Annotated in this window: 10 protein-coding genes, 1 tRNA gene and 1 pseudogene; 10 read left to right on the plus strand and 2 right to left on the minus strand. The window is 70.2% G+C overall.

Features of this window, described 5'->3' with window-relative positions:
- Positions 1-6: 6 nt before the first annotated feature.
- The 8 genes from recF to ACWCXC_RS02725 all read left to right on the plus strand — a co-directional run bounded on the left by recF (position 7) and on the right by ACWCXC_RS02725 (position 9555).
- A complete protein-coding gene (gene recF, locus ACWCXC_RS02690) occupies positions 7-1137 on the plus strand; it encodes a DNA replication/repair protein RecF (RefSeq protein ID WP_450683814.1) in 1131 nt (376 codons plus the stop codon).
- A complete protein-coding gene (locus ACWCXC_RS02695; RefSeq protein WP_450683815.1) occupies positions 1134-1679 on the plus strand; it encodes a DUF721 domain-containing protein in 546 nt (181 codons plus the stop codon). The genes recF and ACWCXC_RS02695 overlap by 4 nt, the downstream gene beginning before the upstream one ends.
- Before the next feature lie 403 nt (positions 1680-2082).
- Positions 2083-4170: a DNA topoisomerase (ATP-hydrolyzing) subunit B gene (gene gyrB, locus ACWCXC_RS02700; RefSeq protein WP_450683816.1), complete on the plus strand. Its 2088-nt coding sequence runs from the start codon at positions 2083-2085 to the stop codon at positions 4168-4170.
- Between the two features lie 52 nt (positions 4171-4222).
- Complete coding sequence (gyrA, locus tag ACWCXC_RS02705; RefSeq protein WP_450886162.1) at positions 4223-6862, plus strand: DNA gyrase subunit A; 2640 nt, start codon at positions 4223-4225, stop codon at positions 6860-6862.
- Between the two features lie 93 nt (positions 6863-6955).
- Positions 6956-7570: a DUF3566 domain-containing protein gene (locus ACWCXC_RS02710; RefSeq protein ID WP_450683818.1), complete on the plus strand. Its 615-nt coding sequence runs from the start codon at positions 6956-6958 to the stop codon at positions 7568-7570.
- Between the two features lie 76 nt (positions 7571-7646).
- A tRNA-Ile gene (locus ACWCXC_RS02715) sits at positions 7647-7723 on the plus strand.
- A 399-nt stretch (positions 7724-8122) separates the two neighbouring features.
- A complete protein-coding gene (locus ACWCXC_RS02720; RefSeq protein WP_450886164.1) occupies positions 8123-9043 on the plus strand; it encodes a hypothetical protein in 921 nt (306 codons plus the stop codon).
- Positions 9044-9222: 179 nt separating this feature from the next.
- On the plus strand, positions 9223-9555 hold the full coding sequence (locus tag ACWCXC_RS02725) for a hypothetical protein (protein WP_450886166.1): 333 nt from the start codon (positions 9223-9225) through the stop codon (positions 9553-9555).
- Positions 9556-9684: 129 nt separating this feature from the next.
- On the opposite strand, the pseudogene ACWCXC_RS02730 reads toward ACWCXC_RS02725, so the two are convergent.
- Both ACWCXC_RS02730 and ACWCXC_RS02735 read right to left on the minus strand, forming a co-directional pair.
- Positions 9685-9927, minus strand: a pseudogene (locus tag ACWCXC_RS02730) (DUF6879 family protein); the annotation flags it as partial.
- Positions 9924-10298 carry a DUF6344 domain-containing protein gene (locus ACWCXC_RS02735; protein ID WP_383631330.1) on the minus strand — a complete coding sequence of 125 codons (375 nt, stop codon included), beginning with the start codon at positions 10296-10298 and terminating at the stop codon, positions 9924-9926. The gene ACWCXC_RS02735 and the pseudogene ACWCXC_RS02730, both read right to left, overlap by 4 nt.
- 306 nt (positions 10299-10604) lie before the next feature.
- Here ACWCXC_RS02735 and ACWCXC_RS02740 point away from each other — a divergent pair, with 306 nt between their 5' ends.
- The gene (locus tag ACWCXC_RS02740; protein ID WP_003958712.1) at positions 10605-10739 is read left to right on the plus strand and encodes a DLW-39 family protein; all 135 of its coding nucleotides are present in this window, start codon (positions 10605-10607) and stop codon (positions 10737-10739) included.
- A 326-nt stretch (positions 10740-11065) separates the two neighbouring features.
- Positions 11066-12415 carry a hypothetical protein gene (locus ACWCXC_RS02745; protein WP_450886169.1) on the plus strand — a complete coding sequence of 450 codons (1350 nt, stop codon included), beginning with the start codon at positions 11066-11068 and terminating at the stop codon, positions 12413-12415.
- The last annotated feature ends 36 nt before the right edge of the window (positions 12416-12451 follow it).

Consider the following 12451-nt stretch of genomic DNA (forward strand, 5'->3'; position numbering starts at 1 on the left):
CACACCATGCACGTCACGCATCTGTCGCTGGCCGACTTCCGCTCGTACGCCCGGGCAGAGGTGGGTCTCGACCCGGGCGTCACCGTGTTCGTGGGCCCCAACGGACAGGGCAAGACCAATCTGGTCGAGGCCGTCGGCTATCTCGCCACGCTCGGCAGCCACCGCGTCTCCTCGGACGCGCCCCTGGTGCGCATGGGCGCGGAGCGGGCCGTGATCCGGGCGGCCGTCACCCAGGGCGAGCGCTCCCAGCTGGTGGAGCTCGAACTGAACCCGGGCAAGGCCAACCGCGCCCGTATCAATCGATCGTCGCAGGTCAGACCACGTGATGTGCTGGGGATCGTGCGGACCGTGCTCTTCGCGCCGGAGGACCTAGCGCTGATCAAGGGCGATCCGGGCGAGCGCCGCAGATTCCTCGACGAGCTGGTCACGGCGCGGTCGCCGCGCATGGCCGGGGTGCGTGCGGACTACGAGCGGGTGCTCAAGCAGCGCAACACGCTGCTGAAGTCGGCGGCGATGGCCCGCCGGCACGGCGGACGCTCCATGGACCTGTCGACCCTGGACGTCTGGGACCAGCATCTGGGCCGGGTGGGTGCGGAGCTGCTGGCCCAGCGGCTCGATCTGATCAGCACGCTCCAGCCGCTGGCCGACAAGGCGTACGGGGACGTGGCGCCGGGCGGCGGCCCGGTCTCGCTGGAGTACCGCAGCTCGATCGGCCCGGACGTGGCGCCCGCGCGCACCCGCGAGGAGTTGTACGGGCAGCTGATCGACGCCCTCGCCGGGGTCCGCAAGCAGGAGATCGAACGGGGCGTGACCCTCGTCGGCCCGCACCGCGACGACCTGGTGCTGGGGCTGCGCTCCATGCCCGCCAAGGGGTACGCGAGCCACGGGGAGTCCTGGTCGTACGCGCTGGCGCTGCGGCTCGCCTCGTACGATCTGCTGCGCTCCGAGGGCAATGAACCGGTGCTGGTGCTGGACGACGTCTTCGCCGAGCTGGACTCCCGGCGCCGGGAGCGGCTGGCCGAGCTGGTCGCCCCGGGCGAGCAGGTGCTGGTGACGGCCGCGGTCGACGACGACGTGCCCGGGGTGCTCACCGGAGCGCGGTACGCGGTCTCGGCGGGCGAGGTGGCCCGGCTGTGAGCGGCGACGGGGTCCAGGAACCGGCGAAGGTGCCGGAGCCCTCCGGGGTCGATCTGGCGCGGGTGGCGCTGCGGGCCGCCAAGGAGCAGGCGAAGGCGCGCGGCGCGGCCGCGCAGCAGCGCAAGCAGGCCCGGCGGGGCGGCGGGCTGCGTTCCGGGGCGCGGGCCGACGGCCGGGACCCGCTGCCGCTGGGCGCCGCGATCAACCGGCTGATCACCGAGCGCGGCTGGGAGACACCGGCCGCCGTGGGCGGGGTGATGGGCCGCTGGCCGCAGATCGTGGGTGAGGATCTGGCCAATCACTGTGTGCCGCTGCGCTACGACGAGGACCCCGACGAGCGGGTGCTGACCGTGCAGTGCGACTCCACGGCGTGGGCGACGCAGCTGCGGCTGCTGGCGCCCCAGCTGGTGGCCCGGCTCAACGCGGATCTGGGCCACGGCACCGTGCGGATGATCAAGGTGCTGGGGCCGGGAGGCCCGCAGCGCCGCTTCGGTCCCCTGCGCGCCCCGGGCAGTACGGGCCCGGGTGACACCTACGGCTGACCTGGCCTGACCAGCCGCTTCGCCCTGCCCCGGCGCGGGCGCGGACGGGCCGGCCGGGAGCCGTGCGGCCCGGGGTGCCCCCGTTGTCGGTGATGCCTCCGGTGGTCCTGTTGCGGGGGTGTGCGGTGGTTGCGGCCGGACGGCGGAACGGGGGCGTCCCTCACCGTAGCGGGAGGCTGACAGGCCGAAGCGCTCAATGCCCGCGTGAGCCTCTTGAGGCCCCTTCCCGGATATGGGGAGTCGTCAGCCGCTCATTCAGGGCGGCACATGCGTACTCAGGTACCTGCAAACCCCCATTCGGGTCGCCGCTACCGGTAGACTGGGAGACAATCCCGCGTGCTCGCGGGAATCGTCGATACAAGCCGAACGACGCAGCCGCTCCCGCCTGCCCGGAGAACGGCCTGTGCTGTGCCAGAAAGGGCGCTTCGTGGCCGATTCCGGCAACCCCAACGAGAACATTCCGTCCACCCAGGGTGAGAGCGACGGCGCTCCCGCCCCCGGCGAGGTGACGGCGTCCTACGACGCCAGCGCGATCACCGTGCTGGAGGGCCTGGACGCGGTACGCAAGCGACCTGGCATGTACATCGGCTCGACCGGTGAGCGCGGTCTCCACCACCTCGTGCAGGAGGTCGTCGACAACTCGGTCGACGAGGCCATGGCCGGGCACGCGGACAGCATCGACGTCACGATCCTCGCCGACGGCGGGGTGCGTGTGGTCGACAACGGCCGAGGCATCCCCGTCGGCATCGTGCCCTCCGAGGGCAAGCCGGCCGTCGAGGTCGTGCTCACCGTCCTGCACGCGGGCGGAAAGTTCGGCGGCGGCGGCTACGCCGTCTCCGGTGGTCTGCACGGCGTGGGCGTCTCCGTCGTGAACGCCCTGTCCACGCGGGTCTCCGTCGAGGTGAAGACGGACGGCTACCGCTGGACCCAGGACTACAAGTTCGGTGTTCCGACGGCGCCGCTGGCCCGTAACGAGGAGACCGACGAGACCGGCACGAGCGTCACGTTCTGGGCCGACGGCGACATCTTCGAGACGACCGAGTACTCCTTCGAGACGCTCTCGCGCCGCTTCCAGGAGATGGCCTTCCTCAACAAGGGCCTGACCCTCAAGCTGACCGACGAGCGCGAGTCGGCGAAGGCGACCGCCGGTGCCGACAGCGCGGAGGCCGCGGACGTCCCCGAGGAGGAGACGGCCCGCTCGGTCACGTACCACTACGAGAACGGCATCGTCGACTTCGTCAAGTACCTCAACTCCCGCAAGGGCGACGTCATTCACCAGTCGGTGATCGACATCGAGGCGGAGGACAAGGAGCGGCTGCTCTCGGTCGAGATCGCCATGCAGTGGAACACGCAGTACACCGAGGGGGTCTACTCCTTCGCCAACGCGATCCACACGCACGAGGGCGGTACGCACGAGGAGGGCTTCAGGGCCGCGCTGACCTCGCTGGTCAACCGGTACGCGCGCGACAAGAAGCTGCTGCGCGAGAAGGACGACAACCTCACCGGCGAGGACGTCCGCGAGGGTCTGACGGCGATCATCTCGGTGAAGCTGGGCGAGCCCCAGTTCGAGGGCCAGACGAAGACCAAGCTGGGCAACACCGAGGCCAAGACCTTCGTGCAGAAGGTCGTCCACGAGCAGCTGACGGACTGGTTCGACCGGAACCCGAACGAGGCCGCCGACATCATCCGCAAGGGCATCGCCGCCTCGACCGCCCGCGTGGCGGCCCGCAAGGCGCGCGACCTGACCCGGCGCAAGGGCCTGCTGGAGAGCGCGTCGCTGCCCGGCAAGCTCAGCGACTGCCAGTCGAACGACCCCACCAAGTGCGAGATCTTCATCGTCGAGGGTGACTCCGCCGGCGGCTCGGCGAAATCCGGCCGCAACCCGATGTACCAGGCGATCCTGCCGATCCGCGGCAAGATCCTGAACGTCGAGAAGGCCCGGGTCGACAAGATCCTCCAGAACACCGAGGTCCAGGCCCTGATCTCGGCCTTCGGCACCGGGGTCCACGAGGACTTCGACATCGAGAAGCTCCGCTATCACAAGATCATCCTGATGGCGGACGCCGACGTCGACGGCCAGCACATCAACACCCTGCTGCTGACCTTCCTCTTCCGCTTCATGCGGCCGCTGGTCGAGGCCGGCCACGTCTACCTCTCGCGCCCGCCGCTCTACAAGATCAAGTGGGGCCGGGACGACTTCGAGTACGCGTACTCGGACCGCGAGCGCGACGCCCTGGTCGAGCTGGGCAAGCAGAACGGCAAGCGGATCAAGGAAGACTCGATCCAGCGCTTCAAGGGCCTCGGCGAGATGAACGCCGAGGAGCTGCGCGTCACCACGATGGACGTCGACCACCGGGTGCTCGGCCAGGTCACGCTCGACGACGCGGCGCAGGCCGACGACCTGTTCTCGGTGCTGATGGGCGAGGACGTCGAGGCGCGGCGCTCGTTCATCCAGCGCAACGCCAAGGACGTCCGCTTCCTCGACATCTGAGTCGGCCGTACAAGCAAGCCGCAGCCGCAGCGCGAAAGGATTTTGACCAGCAATGGCCGACGAGAACACCCCCGCCCCCGTGACGCCCGAAGAGGTTCCGCCCGTCGAGGGCGTGGGCATGCGCGTCGAGCCCGTCGGGCTCGAGACGGAGATGCAGCGCTCCTACCTCGACTACGCGATGTCCGTCATCGTCTCGCGCGCCCTGCCCGACGTGCGGGACGGCCTCAAGCCCGTCCACCGCCGCGTGCTGTACGCGATGTACGACGGGGGCTACCGCCCCGAGAAGGGCTTCTACAAGTGCGCCCGCGTCGTCGGTGACGTCATGGGCACGTACCACCCGCACGGCGACTCCTCGATCTACGACGCCCTGGTCCGCCTGGCGCAGCCGTGGTCGATGCGGATGCCGCTGGTGGACTCCAACGGCAACTTCGGTTCCCCGGGCAACGACCCGGCCGCCGCCATGCGGTACACCGAGTGCAAGATGATGCCGCTGTCCATGGAGATGGTCCGGGACATCGACGAGGAGACCGTCGACTTCCAGGACAACTACGACGGCCGCAACCAGGAGCCGACGGTCCTGCCGGCCCGTTTCCCGAACCTGCTGGTCAACGGTTCGGCGGGCATCGCGGTCGGCATGGCGACGAACATCCCGCCGCACAACCTCCGCGAGGTCGCCTCCGGCGCCCAGTGGTATCTGGAGCACCCGGAGGCCTCGCAGGAGGAGCTGCTGGAGGCCCTGATCGAGCGGATCAAGGGCCCGGACTTTCCGACCGGTGCGCTGGTCGTGGGCCGCAAGGGCATCGAGGAGGCGTACCGCACGGGGCGCGGCTCGATCACGATGCGCGCGGTCGTGGCGGTCGAGGAGATCCAGAACCGCCAGTGCCTGGTGGTGACGGAGCTTCCGTACCAGACCAACCCCGACAACCTCGCGCAGAAGATCGCCGACCTGGTGAAGGACGGCAAGATCGGCGGCATCGCGGACGTCCGCGACGAGACCTCCTCGCGTACGGGTCAGCGCCTCGTCGTCGTCCTGAAGCGGGACGCGGTCGCCAAGGTCGTCCTGAACAACCTGTACAAGCACACCGACCTCCAGACCAACTTCGGCGCCAACATGCTGGCGCTGGTGGACGGGGTGCCGCGCACCCTGTCGATCGACGCGTTCATCCGCCACTGGGTGACGCACCAGATCGAGGTCATCGTCCGGCGCACCCGCTTCCGGCTGCGCAAGGCCGAGGAGCGCGCGCACATCCTGCGCGGCCTGCTCAAGGCCCTGGACGCCATCGACGAGGTCATCGCCCTGATCCGGCGCAGCCAGACCGTCGAGATCGCCCGCGAGGGCCTGATGGGCCTGCTGGAGATCGACGAGATCCAGGCGAACGCGATCCTGGAGATGCAGCTGCGCCGGCTGGCCGCGCTGGAGCACCAGAAGATCACCGCCGAGCACGACGAGCTCCAGGCCAAGATCAACGAGTACAACGAGATCCTGGCCTCGCCCGCGCGGCAGCGGCAGATCGTCAGCGAGGAGCTGGCGGCGATCGTCGACAAGTTCGGCGACGACCGGCGCTCCAAGCTGGTGCCCTTCGACGGTGACATGTCCATCGAGGACCTGATCGCCGAGGAGGACATCGTCGTCACGATCTCCCGCGGCGGCTATGTGAAGCGCACCAAGACGGACGACTACCGCTCGCAGAAGCGCGGCGGCAAGGGCGTCCGGGGCACGAAGCTCAAGGAAGACGACATCGTCGACCACTTCTTCGTGTCCACGACCCACCACTGGCTGCTCTTCTTCACCAACAAGGGCCGGGTCTACCGCGCCAAGGCGTACGAGCTCCCCGACGCCGGCCGGGACGCGCGCGGCCAGCACGTGGCGAACCTGCTGGCCTTCCAGCCCGACGAGCAGATCGCGCAGATCCTGGCGATCCGCGACTACGAGGCGGCGCCGTACCTGATCCTGGCCACGAAGGGCGGCCTGGTGAAGAAGACCGCGCTGAAGGACTACGACTCGCCCCGCTCGGGCGGCGTCATCGCCATCAACCTGCGCGAGACCGCCGACGGGGCGGACGACGAGCTGATCGGCGCCGAGCTGGTCTCGGCCGAGGACGATCTGCTCCTCATCAGCAAGAAGGCCCAGTCGATCAGGTTCACCGCGACGGACGACGCGCTGCGCCCGATGGGCCGTGCCACCTCGGGCGTCAAGGGCATGAGTTTCCGTGAGGGAGACGAACTGCTCTCGATGAATGTCGTCAGGCCCGGTACTTTCGTGTTCACTGCCACTGACGGCGGGTACGCGAAGCGGACCCCCGTCGACGAGTACCGCGTCCAGGGCCGCGGCGGCCTGGGCATCAAGGCCGCCAAGATCGTGGAGGACCGGGGCTCGCTGGTCGGCGCGCTGGTGGTCGAGGAGTCGGACGAGATTCTCGCCATCACGCTCGGCGGTGGTGTGATTCGTACGCGAGTCAATGAAGTCAGGGAGACGGGCCGTGACACCATGGGCGTCCAACTGATCAATCTGGGCAAGCGCGACGCCGTGGTCGGCATCGCGCGCAACGCCGAGGCGGGCAGCGAGGCCGACGAGGTCGATGGTCCCGACGACGCCGAAGGCGGGACGACCGACGCCGAGGCGACCGCCGAGGGCACGGTCGACGGCAGCGTCGAGGACACCACGTCCTCGACCGGGGAGCACGAGGAGTAGAGCGTGAGTGGAGCCACGGGCGCCGGTTCGGCCGCTTCAGGAGCCGGCGGGAGCGGTGCCCGTGGCCCCGCCACGGACTCCCAAGGGGGCACTGTGACGGACACCCGGGGCCCTCAGCCCCAGTACGAGGGCTACGCGACCGGGCCGCTGCCCGGCGAACGCGAGCCCGCACCGGCCCCGGCGGGCCCGTACCACCCGCCGCAGGCCTATCCCTCGCCGCCGCAGGGCGGAACGCACGGCGGCCGCCCCCGCGGCGGCCAGCCGGGCGTCCCGCCGTCGGCGGTCCAGGGGGTCCAGGGCGCCCGCAGGCCCCGTACGGGGGCGCGGACCACTCCGCGTACCCGCAAGGCGCGCCTGAGGGTCGCCAAGGCGGATCCGTGGTCGGTGATGAAGGTGAGCTTCCTGCTCTCCATCGCGCTGGGCATCTGCACGGTCGTCGCGGCGGCCGTGCTGTGGATGGTCATGGACGCCATGGGCGTCTTCTCGACCGTGGGCGGCACGATCAGCGAGGCCACCGGCTCCAACGAGGGCAACGGCTTCGACCTCCAGGCCTTCCTGTCCCTGCCCCGCGTGCTCATCTTCACCTCGGTCATCGCCGTGATCGACGTGGTGCTGGCCACCGCGCTGGCGACCCTGGGCGCGTTCATCTACAACCTGTCCGCCGGCTTCGTCGGCGGCGTCGAGCTCACGCTCGCCGAGGACGAGTAGCCCCTCGGGTATCGATTTTGGGACTGGCCCCGACGTGCGCTAATCTTCAGAAGTCAGCGCGACGCAAAAGCGCGGCGGGGCTATAGCTCAGTTGGTTAGAGCGCATCCCTGATAAGGATGAGGCCACAGGTTCAAATCCTGTTAGCCCCACCAGCAAGAAGACCACCTACTCACGTGAGTAGGTGGTCTTCTGCGTCTCGCAGGTGTGCCGAGCATGCCGCACCGTGGTCCGGCGGACGCCGGCTCGCTTCACCAAGGCGTCGAAGGTCCGGGAGAAGCCCACGGGGTCGATCCTCCCGCCGCGCTCCTGAAGCCCCCGGGCAGTAACAGGTTTCTCTGCTCATCAAGCCCCGGCTGCGCTCCGCTGCGCGCCGCGCTCCTGCCTTCGGCCCGCTGTCAGAGGCGGGTGTTAGGTTCCCACTCGTGCTGCCGAGGAGATCATTCGCCGCCCCCCTCGGACCGATTTGATCGGTACCTGACATTCGGTAGCCGTGTGCGTGAGACAGCCCGGTCCATCAGGACTGGGACCGCTCCTTATGAAGGAGAAGCGTGATGAGAAGCAGCGTGCTGGGCCTCAGCCTGGCCCGTACGGCGGCCGTCCTCACGGCGGCCGTGGCCCTGGCGGTGACGGCGGCACCGCTGACGGGCACGGCGGAGGCCCACGAGGCGGTGACGGGATCACTCAGCTTCAGCGGAGAACCGGGCGAGTACATCTCCGGCGGTCAGTCGTACAGCTACACGCCCGAGACGACCGAGATGTTCGACATCTCGGGGCCGGTCTCCGAGTCCGCCGTGGGCACCACGGTCGTGACGCCCGAGGGCGAGCGCTGGTACCTGCACATGGAAGCCCCCTACGGCCAGAAGCTGACGTCCGGCACCACATACACCAACGCCTCCAGCTGGCCCAACGCCCAGCCGGAGGACCCCAAGCTGGAGCTCAGTTCGACCGACCGGTACTGCGACACCGGCACCGGCTCCTTCACCGTCTCCCACATCGCCTACGGCCCCTACGGCTACATCAGCGAGATCGACGCCACCTTCGAGCGGTATTGCAGCGGCTCCACGCTGCCCGTGCGCGGCGAGTTCCACGCCCGTATGGCCGAGCCGCCGGCGGAGCTCGCCATCGGCATGAGTCTGAACACCACGGGCACGGTCGACACCCACACCGGCGAGATCACTGTCGGCGGGGCGGTGAACTGCAACAAACCAGCCCGCATCACCCTCACCGCCAGCGCCTACCAGACGCAGAAGAGCGAAACCGCGACCGGCTCGCATGAGGACCTGGTCGTCGTCTGCGAGCCCGGGGCTCCGGTCCCGTGGACCGTCTCCTTCCCCAGCAACATCGATCCCACCGCGTCCTTCAAGCCCGGCGCCGCCGTACTCCGGGGCGTGGGCAGGGCGGACGACCCTGACTACCCGGTGACCGTCAGCACCGGCTTCCCGAGCACCGACATCACTCTCGTCACGTCCTGATGCTGACGCGGGCCCGGCTGCGCAGAGCGGCCGGGCCCGCCTGACGCACCAAACCGTGGTGCGATACTTCTGCGGCTCGACAGCGGCATCGTGGCGGAAAGCTCGGTAGCGCAGATTGCCGACGATCTCCGTCAGAAGAGCGCGAAAGAGGCCGTCCGGTGGTCCGAGGGGGAGCGTTCATGCAGGTCGAGGTCGTCTGGTCGGATCTCTGGGTGCCGGTGTTCCTGATGCTGCTGAGCGTCGTCCTGGACCTCCTGGCCCGCCGCCGGCGCGTGCGGTCGTCCCGCCCGGTCCGGCCGGGTGCGCGGACCCACTGGCGATGGCTGCCGTTCCTGTTCGGCCTCTCGACGGCCCTGGGTGAACTCGCCGTTCTGCTCGACGTGCCCGGCGCCTGGAACACGGTCCTGGAGGCTGTCTCGTCCGTGCTCGCCGTGACGACCGTGCTCATGGCCGTCCGCGTGGTCTTCGTTCTCGTCGTACGCGGGGCCCGGCGGGGGCGTACGCGGGTGTGAGGAGGTCCTGCGGCGGGGCGCTCGCGGGTGACGAGTCGGGTGCGGTGCCGGGGGCGTGGTGCTTCGGTCGTCCCGGGCTCGGGAGGGAGTGCCGGGGTGCGGCGAGGAGGTCCACCCCTTCGTCGTCCTGGGGAGCCGGCGAACATCCTCGCCTGCCGTGACGTTGCGGCCGGTGCACGCGTGCTCGAACCGGATGTACTCGGTCGCCGGGTGCTGACGACCCGAGCCCGCTGGACGGAGACGCCGCGCCTTCCGCCGGGCGCGGGTCAGGGCGTGAAGAAGGCCCCCGCGGCCCCGTACCGGGGCATGAAGAAGGCCCCTGCCGGAGATCCGGTGCAGGGGCCTCGCCGGGGCGTGGTGCCGCGTGCTCAGGGGGGTAGCGGGACGCCGTCCTGGGAGGAGGGGTGGCCCGGTCCGGCGTGGGTGCCGTGGGGAGCGTGCGTGGTGTTCAGGGTGTCGGGGGCGAGGAGGCGGGTGGCGGGGGAGGAGCCGTGGGCCTCGGCGCGGATGCGCTGCTTCATCGTGGGGGGAAGGGCCCGGTCGCGCGGAAGGGTCCATCGGACCGAGGGGGTGGTCACGGTTGCGGGGACCGGGGCCGTGTGCTTCTGGGTCGTGGTCGCCGGCTCCGTGACCGTGGCTTCCGTGGCCGAGGCGGTGGAGCTCGCGAAGCCGAGCGCGGCGAGGAGGGCGAAGAAGGCGGTGACGAGGGCGGTCCAGATGTTCCTGGGCTTGAAGGTGCTCATGGCCCCTCACTTTCGGGTGGTCCGGTTTGCTTACCTTTCCGATGATGTGGATCCGGCCCGCGATTGCGTGGAGCGACGCCGCCGATATGCCGTTCTTCAGATGAACACCACTCGTATGGTTCAACCGGGCCCGGGGAGGGCCTCCGGGGAGGGGCCGGTGCCCGTGGCGGGGGGACGCACACATCGGTGGTGATCGCTCGCCGGCGGGCTCCAGTTGGGTTGCGGGGAGGTCACCGGCCGATATCGGCCGATGTGTATAGTCGGGCAGCAGAAGTCCCTTAAGCCAAGGAAAGACGAGGTCGCGCGGTGAAGAAGCTTCTCCTGGTCGCACTGGCCGCCATCGGCGGGCTCCTCGTGTACCGCCAGATCCAGGCGGATCGCGCCGAGCAGGATCTGTGGACGGAGGCGACCGACTCCGTGCCCGCAGGTTCGGGTGTGTGAGACGGAACAGTCCGTTACGGGGCCCCGGTCGCTGACGCGGCCGGGGCTTCGTGCTGTTGCGGGACCGTGACTCCTGTGCTCTTGGGTTCACGTACGCGAATCATTACGTTGCTGGAGTGAAGGGGTGCGGGGTTCCGGCCCCGGGGGCGGCGGACAAGAGGGGCGATTCGATCGCGTCCGCAGACAGCGGTGGTGCCGGAGGGGCAGGATGGACCGGCGTCGCGGCTGTTGCCGGTGCGGCCGTCCTGGCCGGGGTGCCCGCCGTGCCGTGCAGGGACGCAGCCGCCGCGGGGCACGGCGGCACGGACGACGAGGGGAAGCGCGTGATGAGGCAGCGCAGCAGGGGCCGGGTGGCGCTGGCGGCGGCCGCGGCGGTGTGCGCGGTGGCGGCGCTGCCGGGGCAGGCGTACGCGGCCGGCGCCGGGTACGGCTTCGACCCGGGCGCGAAGACGGTGAACGGCGCCGAGGTGAACACCGACGCCTCGGAACTGACGGCCGGTTCGGTCTACCGCTCCACGATCAAGGCCGGGCAGAAGCTCTACTACCGGCTCAACCTCGACGCACGGACCAACGCCTACGTCTCGGCCGTCGTCGTGCCCCCGTCCGGCGGCAAGGTCGCGTACGGGGACGGCATCACGGTCAGCGTCAGGGACGGTTCCGACCTGCGGTGCAGCTCCGGCGACGGGCACTTCCGGTCGGCCGACTTCCCGCACCCGGTCGCCGCGTACGCCTACCGGACCGTGGACAAGGACAGCGGCATCTGCCAGGCCGCCGGCACGTACAACGTCCTGGTCGAGCGCGAGAGCGCGGCCACCTCCTCGACCGAGCCGTGGGAGCTGGAGCTGCGCTACGACGCCGAGCCCGCGCCCGCCGACGGACAGGCGATGCCCACGCAGGCGCCCACGGACTGGCCGTCCGTCTCCCCGGCCCCGCCCACCCCGGCCACCGACAACCGCCGTCACGGCGGCGCGGGTTACTACGACGCGGTGAGCCTGGAGACGGGCGAGTGGAAGGACGAGATCGCCCCCGGGCAGACCCTGTTCTACCGGGTCCCGGTGGACTGGGGGCAGCAGCTCTTCGCCACGGTCGGCCTCGGCAACAGCACCGCCTCCGGCCGGAACGGCTTCGTCGGCAACGCCCTCGCGATGTCCCTGGCCAACCCGGCCCGGGGCCACGTCGACGCGACCTCCCCGCTGTCGTACACCGGCAAGCCCGGCTCCGTCTCGCTGAACCCGCTGCCGCCCGTCGCGTACGCGAACCGGCTGGCCTCGGCCGACGACGTGAGCGGAATGCGCTTCGCGGGCTGGTACTACCTGTCCGTGTCGCTGAGCCCGAAGGTCGCCAAGGACTACGGCGACCAGCCCCTCCCGCTGACCGTGTCCGTGAAGGTCACCGGGGACGCGGCCGATTCCCCGTACGCGGGCGACGCGGGCATCTTCGCCGTGACCAAGAAGGACAAGGACCTCGCGCGCACCGGCCGCAGCGGCCCGCAGGCGGCGGCCGACGAGAGCGGCACGATGAAGCTGATCGGTGCCGCGGGCGTCGGCGCGGGCACGGTGCTCGTCCTGGGCCTCGGCGTCTGGACCCTGCTCGCCAGGCGCCGCGCGGCCGGCGCCGCCGCCACAGCGGCAGCACCCGCTCAACCGCCGTACGGGCAGCCGCCGCAGCCCTGGTAGCAGGCCGGGTCCGGAGCCCCGGGCCTCGGCCCCAGA

The organism is Streptomyces sp. NPDC001515 (assembly GCF_053597115.1).